Raw genomic sequence first — 18344 nt, 5'->3', positions numbered from 1 at the left:
CTTCTTGTACCAATATTCTCCCTATATCGGCAGGGTGGGAGTGCTATACATTTCAGTAGCTGGCCTTCCAAGGGCATAACCTTGTCCGTAATGAATACCTTTTTGGTGAAGGAAGACCAATTCCTCGCGCTCCTCAATTCCCTCGGCGATGATATGTGTACCCGATTCATCTGCAAACTCTTTCAGCAACTGTACGATTCGCTGTTGGTTGGCATTGAGGTGAATAGACCGGATGAGTGATTTATCCAGCTTAATAAATTCAGGCTTGAGGCTAACGATAGCTTTCAGGCTGTTATAGCCGGAACCGGCATCATCAATTGCGATACGAAACCCCTGAACACGGTAATGGGATAAAATGCGCTGAAAAGCATGATAGTCGTGAACTGCCTGCTTCTCCGTAAGTTCAAACACCACCTGCTGTGGAGACAGGCCATACCGGGCGAGCAGTTGAATCGTCTCCCCGCTGCGGTAGTTCGGGTCCGAAAGCACCTGCGGATGGACGTTGATAAATACAACCGTATCCGCTGGCTTGCGCGCCAGCAGCAAGGCCAGGCGAAAACGGTTAAAGGAAAGATCGCGGCAGAAGCGCTCGAAGGCAAAGGCTTGATCGGTGTGCCCGATGAAGTCGTAGAAGGCCTCAGTATGAGGAAACAAGGGTGATACTGGCGGACGGTTCAGCACTTCGTAGCCAAGGCAGCTGCCCTCTTGCAAATCCAGGATGGGTTGGAAGTAGGTGGTTAGGGTCTGATGACGTATAATTTTTTGCAGGGCATGATACTTTCTGCAGGACAGCCAATACTGCCGGGTAGAACGTGAGAAGTAGGTTAAGTAATTGTACAGCCCGCGGTTGTCCGCCGAGGTAGGGAGCGGCAATTTCATGTTGAATTCATCCTTTATGCCCAAAGACTCGGGGGTGGGTATTACCTAAGACCCGTCCCTATAGTCCCATCGTATCACTGTCTGGCGTAATCGGCATCAACGTAGCGTTAACTTCAAGTAAAATCTACAGTAGCGCCCGGTCGGCTAGCTATTGTGCAACCCCGCTACATCTACTATTGTTTTACTTATATAGTAAATGCTTAACAAGGAGGAGAGGATATGTCGGCAGGTATTCTAGCGCATTTATTGGGGAAGCAGCCTTATCGGGAACTGGCGGCCAAGGTAGCTGCTTATGGATTTCCGTATGTGCAGTTGGCCTTGTCCAAGGCTATTTCGGATGTGGATTGCTCACTGGGCAAGCTGAGTCCGGGACTGGCCTCAGAGATTGGAGGGGCTTTTGCCAGCCACGGCGTGAAAATTGCTGTGCTCGGCTGTTACGTTAGCCTGATTGAACCGGAGCAAGAAACATGGCGGCACCATGTGGACCGCTTCAAGGAGCATTTGCGTCATGCCGGACAATTTGGTGCGCCGATTGTGGCTCTTGAGGTAGGGAAGCCAGTGGATCAGAATCAGGTGGCGGATAATTGGAAGCGGCTTCATCGGGCGTTAGCGGAGCTGGTAGAGGAGGCGGAACGCTGGGGCGTCATGATTGGCCTGGAGGCGGCGCAAGGGCATCTTATTGATTCTCCGGAATCAATGGCTGCTGCACTGGAGCAGTATCCTTCCTCCTGTGTCGGGGTGCTGCTGGACCCCTGCAATCTGATGAATGCCGGGAACTTCGCGCGTCAGGACGAGATTATTCGTACCTCCTTTGATCTCTTTGGCTCTCGCATTGTAAGTAGCCATGCGAAGGATTTGAAGTGGGGCGCGAATGGTGAATTGTCTGGTACTGCCGCTGGACTTGGTGAACTGAACTACCCGCTGTTCTGGAGGCTGCTGGAGCAGCACAAGCCTCATGGCTTTGTAACGCTGGAAGGGGTGGAGGAAGAGCAATGCGGAGCGGTTGCCCGCTTTGTCCGGGAGGGCCGGGCCGCGGCGAGAATGGAGCTATAGAGCAGGTAAATAAAAACAGCCAGTAGGGGAAGGAAAATCCTTCGCCCTGCTGGCTGTTTCTATCATTCCGGAAAGGCCTAAGCTGCGCAAAAGGGTTATCGCAGCTTAGGTCTATTTGTATTTGCAGCAGCTATCCCGCCCCTTGGGTATTGCTGATTCGCTTGGACAGCTCGCCAAGATCCATGCCCTTCAGAGCGCCTTCTACCAGCTCAGGCAATAAAGCGGGCGTGCAGGCAAAGCAAGGGGTACCGTCTCTGCTGAGCTGGCGGGCGATTTGCTCATCGTAGGAGGGCTGGCCTTGATCGGACAAAGCCAGCAGACACATACTTTGCACGCCTGCTTCTCTGAGCTCGCGCATCCGCCGAACCAGCGCCGCCCGATTGCCGCCTTCGTAGAGGTCGGAGACGATGATCAGGATCGTTTTCTTCGGCTCCACGATAAATTGCTCGCAGTAGCCGACCGACTTGTTAATGTCGGTTCCCCCACCAAGCTGGACGCCGAACAGCATATCGACCGGGTCATTGCCGCACTGCTCTGTCAGATCGACGACTTCGGTATCGAATACGACGACACGGGTATCCAGCGAAGGGATGCTGGCAAAGATCGACCCGACGACAGACGCCCAAATGACCGAATCGGCCATGGAGCCGCTTTGGTCGATATCGACGATGACCGTCCATTCCTTGCTCTTGCGGCTGCGGTCAAAGTAATAGAATTTTTCGGGAATCAGTTGTTTGCGTTCCACATCGTAATTTTTCAGGTTCCGCTGAATGGTTCGCTTCCAATCAATTCCGCTGAGCGAAGGCAGGGGAGAGTGCTGCCTGCGGTTCAGGGCTCCGGTGACCGCCCGGCGCAAGTCGCTGTCGAGCCGCTTTATTAGCTCATTCACCACACTTTGGACGAGCTGGCGGGCCGTATCCTTGGTCTTCTCCGGAATCTTCCCCTTCAGGGCGAGCAAGGTTCCGACAAGCTGAATATCCGGCTTCACAGCAGCAAGCAGCTCTGGCTCTAGCAAAAGCTGATTCCAGCCGCGCCGCTGCATGGCATCGTTCTGAATGATCGATACAATGTCGTCCGGGAACAGGGAGCGCACATCCCCCAGCCAACGGGACAACACGGGCGCAGAGGGTCCGCGTCCCCCCGGGCCTCTGCCGCTTCCGCCACCCCGGCTCTCGGTCTCGCCCTGCGTGGTCTCGTCATAGATGGCGGCCAGTGCCTCATCCATCACTTGATCCTCGCCCTGAAGGGCCGCGCCCGGCCCGTAGCTATCAAGCTGTGCTTCCGCCGCTTTGCCCAGGATGAGCCGCCAACGCTTCAGATCATGTTCCTGCACATGATTACTCATCGCTATATGTCCTCGAAATCAAAATCGTTTAGTCCGTCCAGCATGCTCTGTTCTTCCTCCTTCAGGTCGCCGGTCAGCACCTCGGCGGCTTGCTCGGTATTGACTCCCCATAGCTCGCCCAGCAGCTCTGCGACCATGTTCTTCTCATGGACGGTGAAGACGCTGAACGCCCGGCGCAGAAATACCAGGGAACGCTTGAATTCCTCATCATCCAGGCTGGCGATATATTCGTGAAGCTGCTCCCATAAGCTCATCCGGGACAGGAGGGCGTAGCGGTTGCGCATCGCCAACCCCTCGAACCAGCCTGCCCCCAGGTCAGCGGGAATGCCTGGCGATAGCCGACGGGACACCTCCGCTCCGGCTTCGCCGGGGGTAAGCTGTCCTCTCTCTAGCAGAATCGCACAGGCCAGCCCGGCCAGCTTGGGATTGCGGTCATCCCGCTCGGCCAGCTCCCGCAGTTGATCCAGCCACAGTTGTTCGTCCACCTGCTCGTGGTGATCAAGCGAGATGGCATTCAGTTCGTAGATGGCTGCGGCCATCGCTGTGGCCGCCTCATCATTGCACTGGCTGGCTTCCACCAGGAATAAGGCCCCGCGCATGAACAACTGCTCCAGCAGCGGAAGGAGCGGGGCGGTATCGATCCGTCTCAAGCCGCTATAGCTGATCGTGATGGACAATTCCCGGGCGGCCGCGGCGATTTGAATCACGTCCCGGCTGTCGGCGGCCAAATGCTGGAGCGTCATCTGAGCCGCCTCCATCTGCTTGGTCATGGAGCATAAGCAGGCCGTTTTGATCAGCGCCGCCGCATCGGCTATCCTGCTGCAAGCCTCCAGCTTCTGCTGCAAGGTGTAGGCACAGGCCAGCTCGATCGTCTCGCCCAGCAAGGTGGATTCGACGACGGCGATCTCCGTCTCCGGTGTCCACTGCACAATCCATTCCTCCTTCCAGGAGGCATCGCTTTGAGGTCTTGGCAGTTCCTTGGGGAAGGGAATGGACAGTAAAACCAGCCGATGCAGCAAGGTGGAGCGGTGCAGGTCGAGAAAAGCGGCCGCCGCCGAATTCACTCTGCGGTTTTCACGTAAATCCAGCGATAAACTGGCCGCTACCGGCGTCTTATACTTCTCCAGCTTCAATTGCTTGAACAGGCGGTTCAGATCATTCTGCACCGGGGTCTGACTGACGCCTTCAGCCAGCTCGCCGACAGCGGTTCCGACATCGAGCCGGGCCAGAGGCTCGGCCACGACGGCCAAGTCGCCATGCCCCAGCAGGGTACGGGCGGCATCCCGCAGATCCTGCAGCGTAGGCGCCGTCCCTCCGTGCAGGGAGGCCAGCGCCTCTGCCAGCCGCACCGCCTCGATGACCTCCGCCGTGGAGCGATGAGTTCCCCGCTTGCGCAGCAACTGGGCGGCTGCCGATAGATAACGATGGGGCAACTCGGCCAAGCCTTCCGAGCGCATCGCTTCCCACATCATTTGATAATAGTTAGGAGCTGTATTGCCCGCACCGTATCCCGACATGGAGGATAGCCTGTAATAGGTGTACGGCATCAGGGTCGGCTTCGTACTGCGGACGGGCAGCATGGCCAGTTCTTCATCGGTCATGATGCTGGCAGGCTGCTGCAGTGCGGCAGCATGATAAGCCCCGCAGATGACTACGATTCGCTCGGGAGCATGGCCGGACGCAATGGCCGCCTGGATTTGACGGGCCATATAGGCCTCGCGAATAGCATTGTAGGCGTACTCGCCGGGACGTTCCTCGCTTTCCCTGCCCTCGGACCACTCGCGCAACGAACCGGATAAGGCCAATATCGCGGATTGGTAGGCCTCGGGGTTCATATTGTGCTCGTAATGCCGCTCCCAGTACATATCGTAATCGGCTTCTCCCGCCAATTCGGCAATGGACTGGTACAGGGCGTGATGGTCCGATAGATAGCTGCTGCTCGGATCGGTCGCGGCTTCCTGCTTGAATAACGCATCTTGAAGTCCCAGGGTTATGGCCGACGGCAAATCAATAAAGGAAGCCTCTGCCCCGTGCTGGTGCGCCCATTTCATCGCCTGGAGCTCCGGGGAATACTCGGCAAACGGCCACAGGACGGTTCTCACCGGCACCTCCTCGGTAAAGGCCAGAATCGCCACAGGTGGCTTGGTCGCCACATGGACCAGATGGCGAATCTCTCCGGTGGCATCCGAGGGACCCTCGATCAGCACGGCCGTAGGGGAGAGGGCGTCCAGACGCTCCAGCAAGTGCCGGGCTCCGCCCGGGGACAAGTGACGGACGCCAAAGATATGCACCTGGAGCGCCGCTGCTGGCTGAGCTTGCGATATCAGGCGGGCGCTCACTTAGTTCAGCTCCTTGCAGGCCTGGTACAAGCCTCGCCATTCACTGCCGCGCTTCTTCATGACGTTATCCAGGTATTCCTTCCAGACCAAGGCATCCTTGGCATCATCCTTGACGATCGCGCCCTGAAGACCTGCGGCCAAATCTTCATCGGTCAGCTCTCCGTTGCCAAAGCTTGCGGCGAGCGCCATGCTGTTCGTGAGCAGGGAGATGGCCTCTGCCGTAGAGATAACGCCAGCCGGAGATTTCAGCTTCTCCTTCTTATCCAGCGTCATCCCGCTGCGCAGCTCGCGGAAGATCGTGACGACCTTCTCCACGGCCTCCGCCGCTGGCGGGGCGGCTTGCAGCTCGTAGGAGGCGGCAATCTCGCCTACGCGCTTCTTCACGATCTCGATCTCGGTGCCGATATCGGCTGGAGCCGGGAGCACGATGATATTGAAGCGGCGCTTCAAGGCCGCCGACATCTCATTTACCCCGCGATCCCGAGTGTTGGCCGTAGCGATGATCGAGAAGCCCTTGCGGGCGCTATGCTCCTGGCTAAGCTCGGGAACGGATACGGTCTTCTCCGACAGAATCGAGATCAGGGCATCCTGCACCTCGGAGGCGCAGCGGGAGATTTCCTCGAAGCGGGCGATGCGGCCGCCTTCCATGGCTCGCATGATCGGGCTTTGCACCAGGGCGGCCGGTGTCGGCCCGTTAGCCAGCAGCATGGCATAGTTCCAGGAGTAACGGACCTGCTCCTCGCTGGTTCCGGCCGTGCCCTGTACGACCAGCCCGGAATTGCCGCAGATCGCTGCGGCCAGGTTCTCGGACAGCCAGGACTTGGCGGTTCCCGGCTCGCCGATCAGCAGTAAAGCGCGGTCGGTCACCAGGGTAGCAATGGCCATCTCGACCAGGCGGTTATTGCCGATGTATTTTGGCGTAATCATCGTGTCGCCTGCCTGACCTCCGGTAATGAAGGTCAATACGGCGCGCGGCGACATCTGCCATCCGGGCGGGATGCTTCCTGTATCGTGACGCTTTAAGGCCTCAAGCTCGTGCTGGTATAGCTGTTCGGCGGACTGTCTCAATACGTTCTTGCCCGCATCGGTGTTCGCGGTTGTCATCGGCTCAACTCCTTAATGATATATTCGAGAATTTGATGGCTTTTATACTGATAATAAGGAAGTGCGGCTTCCAGGGTGCTGACGGCGCTGGCGGGCAGGCCAAGCATCAGCTTGATCAGGTAAGGAGAAATCAGTGACCCGTTATAGATTCTCGCTTGACCGATCGTATTGAGCAGCAGTTGTTGCCGTTCGCTCAGGCTGACCCCGACTCGCTCCAGACCTTGCAAAATCAAACTCCCGGGGACATTCATGCCCTTATGCTCTCCGGCGATACGTTCCCGCATATATAGCTCGGCACGAGCGTGGCCCGGCGAAGCGAAGGCGCAGATGAGCTTGATATTGTCCTGATCAATGAACCAATCCAGCCAGCGAGGGTCCCAACCAGCCTCAATTTCTGCATAAGGGATCGGCTCTCGTACGCTATATATTTCGTGGTTTATATAATCCGGCAGCTGGAGGTCGGTATCGGGCTTACTTTGGACATAGACCAGATTCTCAATGGTATAGGTCAGGGTGTCAATGCTCGTCGTGTACTTGTGCTTGCGGTTTTCTATCCCTGCATATCGATCAAATAGCTCGGTAGGAGACAAGTGCTTCCGGGCTAACTGGAAGGCGACTGGCAGGAAATGGCTGTGCAGCCGGGTAATGTGGGTGAGCTGATCCAGTGCTTCCAGCGTACCCAGCTTCTCGAAGTATTCGCTGGCATAGCCTGAAAGGGTATGGATCCCCAGTGACTTCAAATATTTTAAATGCGCTATGGCATAGATGTAGACTTGCTTCAATTCATCGTCAAGCTCACCGTCAATGGCGTGCAGTAATGCTGTCACTCGCTTGGCTACCGCCTCTTTTTGATTTGGCATCACCCCTTGCTCTACCGCAGTGGTTAGTTCTTCCTTCAACATGGCTGTAAAACGGGGACTGAGCTCAGAAGAAGGATAAGCATAAAGCGCCTCGGCAACCAGCTCCTGGTCCTTGCCCTTGAAGGAGGTGTACAAATGCTCCAGCCCTTCGGGGAAACCGCCTGCCGCCAAGGCTCTATAAGCAGCTTCCCGCACGGCTTTCTTCTTGTCCTTGGCCCAGGCAATGACGGACGACAGATGCTCTGGCTGTACCAGGCAGCCAATAGCTGCTACACGAATCTCATCGCTGCCTTGCTCGGCGGCCTCCAGAATCACCTCATTCATGGCGGAGCCGCTTATTTTGCAGAGGACATGGAAGCGGCGCACCTCGCTTTTACCACCCTTCAGATTCAATTGCTGCTTAAGCAGCGGGACAATCTGCTCGCCATAAGCGGGCAGAATATGCTCCGCGACATAGTCAGCCAGCTCCGCATAAGGATCGGCCAGCGCCTCCAGCGCGAGCGGAAGCAGCCGCAGATCCTGAAAATACCCTTGCTTATGCGCCTCGACCACAATTTCAAATCGCCCGCTGCCGGTGGTGGTCAAGGCGGTCTGAATCGGCGCAAGCTGGCGGTAGGTCAAGCTGGTGGTCAGGTTCAAGTGAAGCTGGTGATCGGGCCGTCCCTCGGGCTTGCCTTGGGGCTGGGTGCTGCCTTGGGTAGCGAGGACGGCATGGAGCAGGGCTCCGATATGCTGTAGCTTGGCCTCAGAACCCTCCTGAGGGTCTGAGGCGGGATCAATCAAGCTGGCGATTCCTTCGCCAAGCTTCTTGAAAACGGGGGCGCGTTCGCCTAATTGCTGAAGCTGCGGCAGCATTCTTTTTAAACGGAAATCCTCTGCGGCGAGATCGCTTCCTGCGATGTACAGTCGTCGAACCTCTTGCTGCAGTTCTTGCAGTAATGGGATACTCATGGCCTTCCTCCCTTTCTCCGGTCGAAATTAGTATAAAAGCCGAATTTGCTGTTGTCCGTGGATAAGTGTTAAGGGCTGTACGGCGATTGTGCCTGTAGCGCTCTCGTACCGAAACATCACCAGCAGTTCAGCATGCTGAAGCCATTCCTGGGGCACATAAGGGAGGTATTGCAACGTTCCTTGCGGGGCGGCCCCGAGATCCGACAGCTTCAGTTGTTGCCCGCTTTCGTCGGTAATCACGTATTCCCCCTGATCGGTCAGCAGGGTCTCATGGACATGCAGCAGCACCACCGGCTCCGGATCGGCGAGCGGGCTTTTGAGCTGATTTTTCATGGTCTTCAGGACATCGGCATAGCTCCGCTGGGATGCGTCAGCAATTCTGGCGAAGTCCTGCTCCGTCACATCCCTGGACGTGAATTGCTCGTAGCGGATGCGATGGTTCAAGTCCCCCGGGTAGTGATAGAGGGCGGGAACCTGGATCACCTCCCAGAAGCTGTCCTCCTCCTTCAGATGGCGTGCCGCCCGGTAAGGCCGATACTGGATGGTGCGGTGAATTTGTTTGTTATCGTAGTTGAGCCAGTAGCCTGTATCCACATACTCCTGTCTGGCGGGATCATCATAGCTGGTAAAGGCGAGCTGAATGAGCTCGGTCGCTCCGGATTGCAGGCCGTGAGCCGCAAGGTCCGACAATTGCCAGGCGTGCCCGAGCCATTCTTCGATCGTTGAGGCGGGATCGGGAGCGAATTGCTCATTGTCCAGTTTGGCCCTAATATGAGCACGTCCACGTTTGATGAGGGCATGCAATCTCGTGAACTGCTCCACGGCTTGGGTATAGCGCAGCTCTTGTTCGGCGTCGCTTGCCAGAATAACGCTGAGCTGGCGCAGCTCATATTGGGCACCGGGCAAATAATAGTTGCCGAGTTCTTTGATCTGACTGTTCATATGCTTGAGGGTTTTGCTATCGATGGTGCCAAGTCCCGAGCGAATCAACGGCTGCACCAGTCGCTCCAGCAGGTCAAGCCCCTCCAGTTGTGCGCTGAGCTTCTTCTTGAGCGCGGAGGTATTTACTTTCTTGGGCTTGCTCTTGCTTGGCGGAGCGGTGGCTTCTTGCTGTTTCTTCTCCTCGCGCTTCTCCGCCTTCTCGCGTTTGGAGGCGATATCCTCTGGAACCGGAGACTCCGTAAAGGTCTGGCCTTGCAGGTAAGCATACAGCAGCCCCAGAGCGTGCTTGCAGGGAAATTGGCGGCTGGGACAACTGCAACGGAATACGGGCTTGTCGGGAATTACGAAGTCTGCCGAGGTCAGATAGTTGCTCTTTCCGCTGCCGCTGCATTCACCAAAGAGCAAGTCTCCTTCCGGGGAGTGGTGCAGGCTGACGAATTTCTTCTTCAGGGCCAGACCCTGCCCGTTCTTGATGGCCGAGCTGTTGGGGGCGAGGGAATCGGCATAGGCCGCTGTAATCTCAATCATGAGTAACCTCCTTATGGCTTGGTGATATGTAGAAATTAGAACTCATAACAGAAGGGCTTTGTAGGTTAGACTTAAGATTTATGCAGAGAAGCAGACGAGGTCATGTTCTTACAATCGCTGTTGCTCACGGATTTCTTTTATTGATAAATTCTTATAAGGTTGAAATCCATTCGCAAAGGCGAACGCTCCGCTTTTTCAGAATCATTACCTCTCTTGCTTGTTATGCATATTCTTGGGTCCAACTAAGAAGCCTGTTTATTCGGCTAGCAGTCTTCCAGCAATACTAACAAAAGTGTAACATCATTAATTGTTGCATCAAAGCCATCCCCTGCCATCTGCAAGTAAATAAGCAAAAGGGCCTTATTCCCGAAAAAGCAAGGAGCTAAGGCCGTTAAAAAAATTAAGAGATGTATTCAGCAAGGATGGTAGAAGTATCGAAGGGAGTAATTCCGTCTTTTAATGAGAAAATGGTATCGGCTTCTTCCCGGCTGTAGATCCGCTCCCCTCTGGCCTGGGCGTGTAAGGAGAACAGGTCGTACAGGTTGGGCTTGACTACCGAGGTCATGGCATGACCCATCGCTACCATACCCGACAGATTGCCCTCCACATTATTGTAATAGCCTGGGTGGCGCCGGAGGGCCAGGTCGCACCAGATTACCTCACGCTCGACCAGATCGAGAATGACAGGAACGGAAATCTGCGTATCTGCGGCCAAGTCAATACAGTCCTCCACCGTAGCCGGATCGAAGATTTCTCGCGAATTCGGCTTCTGGCGCATCATCCAGCCAGCAAAGCATTCCGGTAAATTGCAGAAGGGCTGCAAGGTAAAAGAATTAAGATACGATACAACATATCGGCCCCCATAACGCAGGACAGAATCAATATCAATATCAATAAATTCGCAGGCTCCCTGAGGTGCAGTGACAATATCACCGCTATGGAAGGCTTTATACTGGGCGGAGCGCAGATTCGTATAAGATACATGCTCCATGTATTTCCAATTTGTATCATAGATGATGGCGGATAAGTCGATATCTACGCGGTCTGTCGGCACACCGTCCACCATACCTTCCTTCCACCACAGAAAGAAGCGGATCGTGCTGCCTTCCGGCATAGCCATTCGACTTCCGCGACTCAAGGTTCGCAACGCTTTACTCGCCGAGCGCATGGCAAAGGGCACGTTATGCTTCTGCAAGCCGTCTTCAATAAAGACTTTGCCCAGGGACGGGAGCTGACGGAAATGCTCGATCAGGGTTTGCTCGCAGAGGTCTACAATTTCCTTGCATCTATATAAGGAAAGCTCGGGTAATGTATTCGGAATAGCGATAGCTTTACCTACGCTGCCTTTTGGGAAAAAGGTACGCCATGCCTGCTTCGTATGACGGTGCTTGAAATGAGTCATCACCTGCAACAGCACCGGAGTTGAGACTTGCTCTGCGATCAGGCTGAACGTCAGCACAACCTCGTAGGGCTCGGGATGCGTACGCAGCAAATGATCCAGCCGACGGGCAAATTCCCCCGGTCGTTCTGCCAGCAAGGACGTAGCGAGCGGGGCATTATGCCACCTTAAAGCTTGCTCCACCTGGCTGCGGAAGGTGATCAACTTCTTGCCGCTCCGAATGATATCAAAGGCCTCGGCGCATTGCGGATATCGCTTCTGATATTCGGAAGGATGCAGAATTTCACCAAGACGAATCCAGCGTTCCTTGTACCGCAGCATATCCTCGGCAGGATTTGGGCATTGCTCCAGCAAGGCCAGCAACAGCTTGCGTTCGGAACGCTTGAACTTGCGGAACACCGTGACCGCAGCCAAACTAACATCGCCGTCAGACAACGCTACGGCTAAGCGCAGCACGTCGGTAGCGGTTTTGAAGTAACGTCCAATGTGCCGAATGTCGGCTTTACCATATTTTAAGAGCAGACTGGTGATAAATCCTACGTTCTCTTTCAAAGGAATTTCTTCGGGCAGCCGTTCCAATATATGATCGTCCAAGGCAACCAGCAATTCCAGGTGTTCTTGATCTGCTTTTGAAATGGAGCTATTTGCGGCAATGATTTGCTGCATCATTTGATAGAATTGCTCGGCATTGCCAAGCTCAATGATGCTGAGTGGCTTCTGGAAAGGGCTTTCCGGCTCCTTCATCTGGGGCTGCACCTGCTCCGTCCCTTCCGGCAGCAGCAACGTGTAATAATGGATAATCGCATTTATGTAAAGCTCGGCCTCAGTCATTTCCATCACTTGCTGGGGGAAGCCAGGGTACATAGGGCGGTATATATAATCCGCTTTGACCATGGTTTTGAGTTGTGCCTCGATAGCCTGGTAGGTCGTTGTGAACTCGGTGATATCCAGTGTAAGCAAGGCATCTATAAGCGGCTTGGAGAAAGTAAACCCGAGCCTTTCTATATTCTTAAGGGCTGTAGCCAAATAAGATACGGGCAATTGATGCATCCCCGGCTGGACAACCCATTTACGACTCTTTTGCAAATATATTTCATTGTATACGGTGGACATGTCGCCACCTCCTTGTTTATAAATGCACAAGCAGGGAACCTGCATCTCTAAATCATCAATTTGGGTTAGAAGGAAGAAATGCAATAGCCTGCTTGTGCCGCCGGGAAGTCGGCCACCCTAAATGGTTTAAGTCAACAGAAGGAAGGATGACCATAGCCTGGCGATAAACTTACTTTAGCAAAGGAAGATTATGCTGAACATGGTAAAAGTATTACGAGGATCGATTTGCGAATTGTAGAGGGCTGCCAAATACCCGCTGAACACGTCCTTCGGGGACAATGACCACGTATACGGAGTTGTAGCAGCTTCAAGCCAAATAGCCTTTTCCACAATGGAAAAGGCTATTTAAAGGCTCGAATGAGCCCTGCGTTTACTCGCCGTGAGGTTTCAATCTGCTCCTTTAATCCCTCGGTATGAACTACGATTGGGCCATCAATAAAAATAATTGTTTCACGGTACAATGAAAAGCGACGTGAGAAGCCTTTATTATGTTCATTCTGTTGGTGATGATGGGACAGTCCTGTATTGGCAAAATAACAAGCATCGACATACACCGTGAGAAGCTCCTCGTCAATCCTGTAAATTACGACTACATTGCCGATCAAAATCCAGTAGTCTGAATACGTTCAAGGGGTTTACCTTATATTCCTTCATTCGGGCAAGGGCTGTCCTAGCGTAAGTGGTCCAGAGCACCTTGTAACGGACAGTCATTATGAACGTCTTTCAGTAATCGTGCAAAACTCCTCTTCACTGTCACTATATGTGGAAATCCCATTCTCTCGGTCATGCTTGGCCTGACGAAGCTGGGAAAGAACGTCTTCATCTTTGAAAATGACAGATGTCATTCTTTTCTTCTGTTCATCAGTAAATGCAGGTTCATCTTTCCTCTGAAGCGTAACATTAAATCCGAAATTATCCTCGATCAATTGTACCAGATCTTTAAGTTCAACATAAGCTTTGCCCTGAAAGCTTTGCTCCAATTGTTCTTTGGAAATGGACATTTTATTCACCGCATTTTGCTCATTATAACATAAACCAATAGCAATCTAATTGTGTTAAGATTACATTAATTAACATCTAAAAGTCCAAATAAAATCTACTCTCCCAAATGCGCCAAGGCCCGGATCTCGACCCACTGCTCGGGGAAGGCAAGGTAGGTAGCTCCCAGGTTCACCAGTCTTCCGGCAATTACCAAGAAAAGTGTAACATCATTAAATTGTTGCCTCAAAGACATCCCCCGCCATCTGCAAGTAAATAAGCAAAAGGGCCTTATTTCCCAAAAGTCAAGGAGCTAAGGCCGCTAAAAAACGGAGAGATGTCTATTTATTTTTAGATCTGAACAGCAAATAAATGAAAAACGGCACACCGATGATGGAGATGACAATGCCAACCGGCAGCTCGACCGGGGCGAAGAGGGTTCTGCCGATCAGGTCGCCCAGCAGCACCATAAGCATGCCGATTACGCCGCAAACGGGAATCACGTATTTGTATGAAATGCCGACCAGTCTTCGGGCAATATGGGGGGCAATCAGGCCGACAAAGCTGATGCTCCCTGCTACGGATACGCTGGCACCAATTAATCCAACACAGCACAGGAGCAGAATCATTCTCTCACGAGCCTTGTTTACCCCGATTCCGGATATGGTCACCTCGTCCAGATGGAGCAGGTTGAGAATATGCGCTCTCATCCAGATCAAGGGGACGAGCAGAATGATCCACGGCAGCAGGGCGGCGATTTGCTCCCAGCTGGCACCGTAGATACTGCCCGACAGCCAGACTGTGGCCATCTCGAAATCCTGGGGGTCCATCTTCAGTGAAAGGTACAGTGTCAATGCGCCGAAGCCTGAGCTTAAGGCAATCCCCGACAAGATCAGCCTCTGGGGGTCAATCACGCCCTGCTGGCGGGCGAAAATCAGCAGCAGCAGGGCGGCGATCAGACCTCCGACCCAGCCAAACAGCGGCATCATCATCATTGACAGCCAGCCGATCCCCTTTAAGGTGCCTTGAAAGAAAAACATATAGCCTACAATGGCCAGGCCTGCAGCCGACTGGATGCCTAGAATGCCCGGATCGGCCAGCTGGTTCCGCGTGATGCCTTGGAGCACGGCGCCGGCAGTTCCCAGTGCAAATCCTATCGCGGCCCCGATGATGATTCGGGGTAAGCGAAAGTCGAATATAATCAGGTCGTATTGCTCGACGGATTGAAGATGCAGCAGGGATCGAGCGACATCCAGCGCAGGTATATCGAATGAACCGTTCGTAATGCTGATATACACGACTAGTAGAGACAGGGCCATAGCGAGCAAAAATACGAGCGAAGCCCGTACCTGCTGCTTCTGTTGTTTCTGCTGGTTCATGCGCTTCTTCCTCCCTTCGTTTTGATTAGATAGAGAAAGAATGGAACGCCGAATATCGCCGTAACAACACCGACAGGTGTCTCAAAGGGAGCATTCAGGAAGCGGCTGATAATGTCCGACCAGGCCAGGAACAAGGCGCCGAGCACGGCGGAGTAAGGAACGATTTTACGGTAATCCGCTCCGAACAGCATGCGGGCGATGTGCGGAATAATCAGGCCGACAAAAGCAATCTTCCCGGCCATGGCAACCGATATCCCCGTTAGAATGACAACGCTCAGCATAATCAAGGCCTTCATCAACGGGACGCGCACACCCATCCCGCGGGCGATGTCTTCGCCTAAGGACAGGGCGGCCACGGAGCGAAGGACCAGGAAGGCCAGGGCAAGGCCGACGATGGCAAAGGGAATCGTCCATTGGATCAGGACGGGGTCCAATTGATGCAGCCTGGCGTTGTACCAGAAGCTAATGTTCTGGGACACCTGAAAGTAAGAGGCGAGCGCCTGCGCTATTCCGTTAAGCAAGGTTCCGATGATGGTTCCCAGGATGCTTAGCGTCAGCGGTGTCATGCCTCCCGGCAGCGCCCGCGCTATCGCAAATACAAGTGCGGCGCCCAGAGCCGAGCCGATGAGTGAACATAGGATCAAGGTTACAGAGGAAGCGCCCGGCAGAAAGACCATGCACAAGGTAATGATAAATACGGAGCCATCCGCAACGCCCAGAATGGAAGGGGAGGCCAGATAATTCCGGGTCATCCCCTGCATCAGAGCGCCGGAGACGGCCATAAAGGCACCGATGAGCAAGGCACCGATGCCTCTGGGAAGGCGCGAGGTTTGCAGGATCAAGTGATCCATATTCTCCGGGTCAAACTGTACAAAGCTTTGCCATACCGTTTCCAAGGGGATCGTCTTGGAGCCCAGGGAGACGGAGGCCAGGATGGTGACTATGCACAGAAGAGCAAACAGGCTGATCCGGACGATGGTTCTACCGAACTCCAACATCTTTTTAGCCCCTGTCTATGGCTGTGTCAGCAGATTTTGCACGATTTCCAGGAATTGAATCCGACTGAAGGCAGTGCCGCCCTCCAGCAGCGGGTTCAACTCATTGACAAACACCTGATTTTGCTTGAAGGCCTTGATGTTCTGAATGATCGGCTTCTTCTTCAATTCCTCGAAGGCCTTCTCGGCTTCGTTATTCTCACTTGCCGCAAATTCAATGAACAAATAATCCGGATTCATCTCCGCCAGTTGCTCATCGGAAATGGCCTCCTGTGTCTTGGCCGCACTAATCTGTGAAGGAACCTCCAGACCAATTTCGCCATACAGCACCGGGTTCAGGTAGATATCAGCAGGATATACATAAGCCTGTGCTCCGCGAATGCGGATAGCAGCGACGGTATTGCCCTGGAGCTTGGCCTTCAATGAAGCGTTGGCCGCCTGTGCGTCACTCTTGTACTGAGTCAGAATGCGCTCGGCTTCCTCCTGCTTTTCTGACAGCTCGCCCATTAGCCGCAGATTGGCCTCCCAGTTGGTCGAGATATGGGAGACGGGAATCGTGGTTGCGATTTTTTGCAGCTTCTCAAGCACCTCAGGCTTGAATTTGGTCGTACCGAGAATGACATCCGGGTTAATCTGCACGATCTTCTCGAAGTCGGGCTGCTGCTTCTCTCCGATGGATTCGGCCTCACGGGTGATTTCCGCGAAGACCTCCGGGAATTGTCCGCCCACAGAGATGGCTCCGGCCAGTTGCACATCGAGCACCGCTGCATCCTCCATGGCCTCCATCGCTCCGGTGACGACGATTTTTGTTACCTTTTTGGGCAGGGTATAGGTTTCGCCAAGGTACTCAATGGTTCTTGTGTCGCTATCAGATGCTGTATCGTTCGTTGCTTGCTTGGTTCCTGCATCTTCAACCGCTGTATTGTTCGCAGCGGCAGGTGCCGCCTCGTTGTTCTGCTGTGCTCCGCATCCGGCTAGTGCCAGAACCAGAACGAGCAGCAAGGTCAGGCCGGCCAGCTTTATCTTTATTTCCTGTTTTTTACTCATTTCACTCGTGATCCCCTTTCAAATTAAATCATTCAGATCATGCTCAAATGCTCACGGAGGGTTCTGCCCTTGTATTCGCGTCGGAACAAGCCCCTCTCGGCGAGCTGAGGAATCAGTTCCTCGAAAAATAGTTGCAGTGACGTTGCCGAGCCGCCCGGCAATGCGATGAATCCATCCATGGCTCCGGCTTCATGCCATGCGAGTATTTCTTTCAGCGCATCGTCCACCGTGCCGACGACGACCCAGTGTCCGGAATTGACAACCTCCGGCCTTGCGAGCAGCTCCTGAACCGTAGGCTGTTCCCGTTCGATCAGCGCGCGGAGCAGGTCGGTATGGGTTCTGCTCCGCACGGCCGCAGGCGGATCGGGAAGCAAGCTCAGGGTTATCGGCTGGTCCGGAGCGAAACGCCGGATATCTATGCCTAGCAGGGCCTGAATGGATGCATAGCGCTGCTCAACAGACAGATAGGCATGTGTCTCCCGGTGCAGGTCCAGCGCCTCGCTGCGAGTGTGCGCAAGGAAGAAATGCAGACCCGGCAGCACGCGAATCGCCTCCGGTGCCCGGCCGATCTTGCTTGCCCGGCGCTGCAGGCTTTGACGCAATTGGCGGCTTGCGGCCATATCGGGCGCTGCTGCAAATACACCATCCGCTGTTGCGGCGGCGAAGTCCAGCCCGGCGGAAGATGCTCCGGCTTGAATCAAGGGAATTTCGCCTGCCGGGCAGGCCGGTACATTGAGAGGCCCCTGAACACGGAAGAAATGTCCCTGGTGGTCAATAGATGAGATTCTGGATGGGTCCGCAAACTGTCCGGCGTTGCGATCAACGATCATTGCTTCACCGGGGAAGCTGCTCCAGAGCCGGCGCACCACCTGGGTGAACTCCGCTGCCTTGGCGTACCGCTCCTCTGATGGGGGCATGTCACGAAGCCCGAAGTTGGCGGCGCCGTCAATCGCAGTTACTATGTTTAAGCCGGCGCGCCCCTGGCTGATCCAATTCAGGGATTGGGCTTGCCTTGCTGCGAGGTAGGGGGGTGTAAATGTTGAGGACACGGTAGTTACCAGGCCGATGTGCCGGGTGGATTGCGCCAGCGCTGCGAGCAGCAAAGATGGATCAAGCCCGCCGAAGCCTGGAGAGCGCTCCAGTGTTTCTGCAGGCAGGGCCATCACATCCGGCTTAAATACGAAATCCAGCTTGGCCTGCTCTGCTTGCCTTGCCAGATTGGCATAGAAACTGGTTGAGAAGATTTGTTCTGCACGGCTATCCTCCCTGCGCCAGCCTGCTCCTTTGAGCCAGGTTGGCGATAGAGACAATCCAATGCATAGCTGCTTGTCTACATGCAAAGTCAATCAACCTTTCCCTGAAAAGTCATTGAGTCGTTGATAATCATTCTCAATGATAGTAACAGGGACAGCGTATATGGGGAATGCACGAA

The 18344-nt window shown here is 54.3% G+C and carries 15 protein-coding genes; 1 reads left to right on the top strand and 14 read right to left on the bottom strand.

Annotation, left to right across the window (positions count from 1 at the left end; all coding sequences use genetic code 11):
* Positions 1-21: 21 nt before the first annotated feature.
* Positions 22-879 carry an EAL domain-containing protein gene (locus tag C557_RS0102740; RefSeq protein ID WP_018750292.1) on the bottom strand — a complete coding sequence of 286 codons (858 nt, stop codon included), beginning with the start codon at positions 877-879 and terminating at the stop codon, positions 22-24.
* Between the two features lie 219 nt (positions 880-1098).
* On the opposite strand from C557_RS0102740, the gene C557_RS0102735 reads away from it, so the two are divergent.
* Positions 1099-1932 carry a sugar phosphate isomerase/epimerase family protein gene (locus C557_RS0102735; RefSeq protein WP_018750291.1) on the top strand — a complete coding sequence of 278 codons (834 nt, stop codon included), beginning with the start codon at positions 1099-1101 and terminating at the stop codon, positions 1930-1932.
* A gap of 130 nt (positions 1933-2062) precedes the next feature.
* Here the strand turns inward: C557_RS0102735 and C557_RS0102730 are convergent, their stop codons facing one another.
* The 13 genes from C557_RS0102730 to C557_RS0102670 form a co-directional block, all read right to left on the bottom strand.
* Positions 2063-3277, bottom strand: a complete 1215-nt coding sequence (locus C557_RS0102730; protein WP_018750290.1) for a VWA domain-containing protein — start codon at positions 3275-3277, stop codon at positions 2063-2065.
* A 2-nt stretch (positions 3278-3279) separates the two neighbouring features.
* Positions 3280-5616 carry a DUF5682 family protein gene (locus tag C557_RS0102725; protein WP_018750289.1) on the bottom strand — a complete coding sequence of 779 codons (2337 nt, stop codon included), beginning with the start codon at positions 5614-5616 and terminating at the stop codon, positions 3280-3282.
* Positions 5617-6720 (bottom strand): AAA family ATPase, encoded by a 1104-nt coding sequence (locus C557_RS0102720; RefSeq protein WP_018750288.1) that lies wholly within the window; start codon positions 6718-6720, stop codon positions 5617-5619.
* A complete protein-coding gene (locus tag C557_RS0102715; RefSeq protein WP_018750287.1) occupies positions 6717-8531 on the bottom strand; it encodes a HEAT repeat domain-containing protein in 1815 nt (604 codons plus the stop codon). Before C557_RS0102715 ends, C557_RS0102720 begins: the two co-directional genes overlap by 4 nt.
* 27 nt (positions 8532-8558) lie before the next feature.
* Positions 8559-10001 (bottom strand): SWIM zinc finger family protein, encoded by a 1443-nt coding sequence (locus tag C557_RS0102710; protein ID WP_018750286.1) that lies wholly within the window; start codon positions 9999-10001, stop codon positions 8559-8561.
* Between the two features lie 400 nt (positions 10002-10401).
* Entirely contained in the window at positions 10402-12513 is a 2112-nt protein-coding gene (locus C557_RS0102705; protein ID WP_018750285.1) for a TerD family protein, read from the bottom strand.
* Positions 12514-12854: 341 nt separating this feature from the next.
* A complete protein-coding gene (locus tag C557_RS0102700; RefSeq protein WP_018750284.1) occupies positions 12855-13067 on the bottom strand; it encodes a hypothetical protein in 213 nt (70 codons plus the stop codon).
* 156 nt (positions 13068-13223) lie between these two features.
* The gene (locus C557_RS0102695) at positions 13224-13523 is read right to left on the bottom strand and encodes a hypothetical protein (RefSeq protein WP_018750283.1); all 300 of its coding nucleotides are present in this window, start codon (positions 13521-13523) and stop codon (positions 13224-13226) included.
* An 86-nt stretch (positions 13524-13609) separates the two neighbouring features.
* Positions 13610-13741 carry a hypothetical protein gene (locus tag C557_RS25540; protein WP_276202648.1) on the bottom strand — a complete coding sequence of 44 codons (132 nt, stop codon included), beginning with the start codon at positions 13739-13741 and terminating at the stop codon, positions 13610-13612.
* A gap of 91 nt (positions 13742-13832) precedes the next feature.
* Positions 13833-14870 (bottom strand): FecCD family ABC transporter permease, encoded by a 1038-nt coding sequence (locus C557_RS0102685; RefSeq protein ID WP_018750281.1) that lies wholly within the window; start codon positions 14868-14870, stop codon positions 13833-13835.
* Complete coding sequence (locus C557_RS0102680; protein ID WP_018750280.1) at positions 14867-15868, bottom strand: FecCD family ABC transporter permease; 1002 nt, start codon at positions 15866-15868, stop codon at positions 14867-14869. Before C557_RS0102680 ends, C557_RS0102685 begins: the two co-directional genes overlap by 4 nt.
* Before the next feature lie 15 nt (positions 15869-15883).
* A complete protein-coding gene (locus C557_RS0102675; protein WP_018750279.1) occupies positions 15884-16912 on the bottom strand; it encodes an ABC transporter substrate-binding protein in 1029 nt (342 codons plus the stop codon).
* Positions 16913-16944: 32 nt separating this feature from the next.
* Positions 16945-18252, bottom strand: a complete 1308-nt coding sequence (locus tag C557_RS0102670) for an NtaA/DmoA family FMN-dependent monooxygenase (RefSeq protein WP_040676350.1) — start codon at positions 18250-18252, stop codon at positions 16945-16947.
* Positions 18253-18344 lie beyond the last annotated feature (92 nt).

The sequence above is a fragment of the Paenibacillus sanguinis 2301083 = DSM 16941 genome (assembly GCF_000374825.1).
Lineage (GTDB): Bacteria > Bacillota > Bacilli > Paenibacillales > Paenibacillaceae > Fontibacillus > Fontibacillus sanguinis.
The sequence above is the reverse complement of the archived record's forward strand: the minus strand, read 5'-3'. Positions and strand labels throughout refer to the sequence as shown.

Coding starts and splice junctions, on each gene's coding strand:
- C557_RS0102740 (WP_018750292.1), bottom strand. CDS start 879: ATGAAATTGCCGCTCCCTACCTCGGCGGACAACCGCGGGCTGTACAAT.
- C557_RS0102735 (WP_018750291.1), top strand. CDS start 1,099: ATGTCGGCAGGTATTCTAGCGCATTTATTGGGGAAGCAGCCTTATCGG.
- C557_RS0102730 (WP_018750290.1), bottom strand. CDS start 3,277: ATGAGTAATCATGTGCAGGAACATGATCTGAAGCGTTGGCGGCTCATC.
- C557_RS0102720 (WP_018750288.1), bottom strand. CDS start 6,720: ATGACAACCGCGAACACCGATGCGGGCAAGAACGTATTGAGACAGTCC.
- C557_RS0102715 (WP_018750287.1), bottom strand. CDS start 8,531: ATGAGTATCCCATTACTGCAAGAACTGCAGCAAGAGGTTCGACGACTG.
- C557_RS0102710 (WP_018750286.1), bottom strand. CDS start 10,001: ATGATTGAGATTACAGCGGCCTATGCCGATTCCCTCGCCCCCAACAGC.
- C557_RS0102705 (WP_018750285.1), bottom strand. CDS start 12,513: ATGTCCACCGTATACAATGAAATATATTTGCAAAAGAGTCGTAAATGG.
- C557_RS0102685 (WP_018750281.1), bottom strand. CDS start 14,870: ATGAACCAGCAGAAACAACAGAAGCAGCAGGTACGGGCTTCGCTCGTA.
- C557_RS0102680 (WP_018750280.1), bottom strand. CDS start 15,868: ATGTTGGAGTTCGGTAGAACCATCGTCCGGATCAGCCTGTTTGCTCTT.
- C557_RS0102675 (WP_018750279.1), bottom strand. CDS start 16,912: ATGAGTAAAAAACAGGAAATAAAGATAAAGCTGGCCGGCCTGACCTTG.